Genomic DNA, 2,485 nt, shown 5'->3' on the forward strand with positions numbered 1-2,485 from the left:
TTATCGTATTCGTGAGGCTTGAAGCCGAAAAATGGCTGATTCCAGATAAAAATTTCTGGTAGATTCTGAACACCACGATGAAGTGCGGAGCAATTCGCGCTTCTATCTGCTTAACTTAATGACATTGATTTTCTTCTCCTCACTGAAAAAAAACATGTCTTCGGCTCTGTCGATAAAATTTCAAAGTTCGACCAATTCTTTATCAACCGTTTCGACCTCTGAGATAAACTGTGAATATGGCTGACCTATTTCTCTGAATCGGACAGCGTCCAGAATAAATGACTCGAATTCAGCTATCCTGTTCAGTTCGCCGTTGTTATTCAACGATTCGGTGATCTGAAAACCCTGCTCACGCAGATTAGCACTTCTCATTGAGTCCAGCTGAATCAGTCGGGACTGATATTCTTGATTTCCTTCTTCGCTTCTGTTTGAGCAGTAAGAATTTCTCTTACCTGATCAGCCAGTTTTACCAGTTGCCCAGAATCACTCAAACTAATTTTTTAGTATTTGTTTTGAATTCAGAGATCTTCATTACGGAATCAAAGTACTGCCTGGAATCCTTTAGAATCTGAGATTCACCTTCCCGGATATCCTCATATCCTATGTTTCGATCAGGTTGAGTTCATTCTTAAGCTTCTGTTCGAGATCGATCAGCTGATCGGCATTATGTTCAAGATCAAGGCAGGCCTGGTTTTTATTCTTCTGCCACTGCAAGCGATGAAGAGTCCATAGAAAAGACTCATCCTTAAGCTTCACCAGATCTTCAGCAGCCATAATCTGAGTGGAAATTGTTTTCAGCATTTCATTCAGTCTTTCCCGAATTGGAATATGTTGTTGAGTCTGATAAAACTGAAGAAAAGTATTCCAGTATTTATTTTCACCAGATATTTGAGTTCTTTGAATACAGCCAATCAAGTCTTCTTCCATAAGACTGACAAACTCGTTGCTGACCAGCCTGTGACAAATATTTACAGAATTATGCTTATGGCTGTCAATTTCCTGAATGTTTGAACAAAGCTGTTTATGTAGCTTCTCGAACAGGTCGATTAATTCTTTTACCTGCTTTTGCGTAAATTCTTTTTTCATAATCATCTGCTTTGGGGTAATGTTCGGTGTTGCCAACGCCAATAAAATGCTTAAGAGTGTTGCCACTACGCTAGGAACCGGAGTCGAAAAACAGCTGATGAAAAAAGCGCTGACCAAAGGAACGATTTACCCGATTGTAAAAAGTATTTCGAAATGGTTCAATGTCAAAATGACCAAGGAAGTGTTTGCTGGCTTCTTTAAAAAGCCATTCCGCTGATTGGAGGATTAGTAGGCGGTGGTATTACCTATGTTTCATTCAAACCCTGCTGTGATAAACTCAAAAACACTCTCAAAGACGCCATTCTCAGCAATCCGAACTATCAGCCTGCTGCAGATGAAGTGATTGAAATTAATGACGAGGGCGAAGGTATCATTGTGATTCCAGCAGAATCATAATTCATCTGGAATCCGATAATAAATACGGATAATTAATGAGACCGCTGGGCTTTTTGAGCTCAGCGGCCTATTTATTGAATGATGATGGAAAAAGATCTGCCTATTCTTCTGACTTTTTCGCCAGATCTTTGATCATCATATAATCGAGCTGTTTATCATCACCCATCATGAAGTCATGTGAACCAAACTTTTCAAAGCCATACTTTTCATAGAAAGCCATGGCTTTGTCATTTTTCTCCCAGACACCAAGCCAGATCCCCTTTTTGTTGTCGTTCCTGGCGATCCTGATTGCCTGAGTGATCATCAGCGGTCCAAGACCGGAATCCTGAAAGTCAGGATCAATATAAATTCTTTGGATCTCCATAAGCTCCGGATCCTGCAACTCTGTCTGCGCGTTTCCTGTATTGAGCTTCAGGTATCCTGCTGTTTTTCCGTCAACTTTCAGGAAATAGAACAGAGATTCCGGATTATCCATTTCCTCAAGCAAAGTTTCCGGATCAAAAGCATCATCCAGATACTGATCCATCTCTTCCGGTTTGTTTCTGACCTTGAAAGTTTCATAGTAGGTCTTTCTGGCCAGATCAACAAGAGTATCGATATCTTCCTGACTGCATGGGACAAGTTCAATGTTTTCATGTTCCATAGTTTTCTCCTCGTATTGTATGAGAGTAATCAGAAACCAATGAGTCTCCAACAAGTGGTGTTTCATTGAACTAACCCCCATGGGGGTTAGTTCAATGAAATCGCCGCCTGGCTCATGGCTGAGTTGCTCTCATTTTCTTTATTTAAGATAATGGTGACGTTTTGAACCAAGGTTATCGTCATTCTCCTTGCGGCTTCCCTGAATGTCCGCCTACCAAAGCCTTATTCCTCCAGTTCAAGACTTCTCCGAATACTCGAATAAGTTAGTTTCAGCCTGATTTCATCAGTGTCTGCCCATTTGCGAGGCTGCGTTTGTCTTGATAGAGAGGTGCAATTCAAAACTGATTACGAGAAGAGGTTT

The 2,485-nt window shown here is 40.8% G+C and carries 3 protein-coding genes; 1 reads left to right on the plus strand and 2 read right to left on the minus strand.

The features are described from left to right. Positions 1-600: 600 nt before the first annotated feature. Positions 601-1,086, minus strand: a complete 486-nt coding sequence (locus tag BO222_RS13945; protein ID WP_075819227.1) for a hypothetical protein — start codon at positions 1,084-1,086, stop codon at positions 601-603. Positions 1,087-1,105: 19 nt separating this feature from the next. Here BO222_RS13945 and BO222_RS13950 point away from each other — a divergent pair, with 19 nt between their 5' ends. After that, positions 1,106-1,303 (plus strand): hypothetical protein, encoded by a 198-nt coding sequence (locus BO222_RS13950; protein WP_075819229.1) that lies wholly within the window; start codon positions 1,106-1,108, stop codon positions 1,301-1,303. A gap of 279 nt (positions 1,304-1,582) precedes the next feature. Here BO222_RS13950 and BO222_RS05870 read toward each other — a convergent pair whose 3' ends face one another. Then, on the minus strand, positions 1,583-2,125 hold the full coding sequence (locus BO222_RS05870; RefSeq protein ID WP_075819231.1) for a GNAT family N-acetyltransferase: 543 nt from the start codon (positions 2,123-2,125) through the stop codon (positions 1,583-1,585). Between the last annotated feature and the right edge of the window lie 360 nt (positions 2,126-2,485).

This window comes from Ileibacterium valens, from assembly GCF_001945525.1.
In the GTDB taxonomy this organism is placed as follows: Bacteria; Bacillota_I; Bacilli_A; order Erysipelotrichales; family Erysipelotrichaceae; genus Ileibacterium; species Ileibacterium valens.

Excerpts from the sequence above, each read along its gene's own strand:
- BO222_RS13945 (WP_075819227.1), bottom strand. The coding sequence starts at position 1,086 with ATGAAAAAAGAATTTACGCAAAAGCAGGTAAAAGAATTAATCGACCTG.
- BO222_RS13950 (WP_075819229.1), top strand. The coding sequence starts at position 1,106 with ATGTTCGGTGTTGCCAACGCCAATAAAATGCTTAAGAGTGTTGCCACT.
- BO222_RS05870 (WP_075819231.1), bottom strand. The coding sequence starts at position 2,125 with ATGGAACATGAAAACATTGAACTTGTCCCATGCAGTCAGGAAGATATC.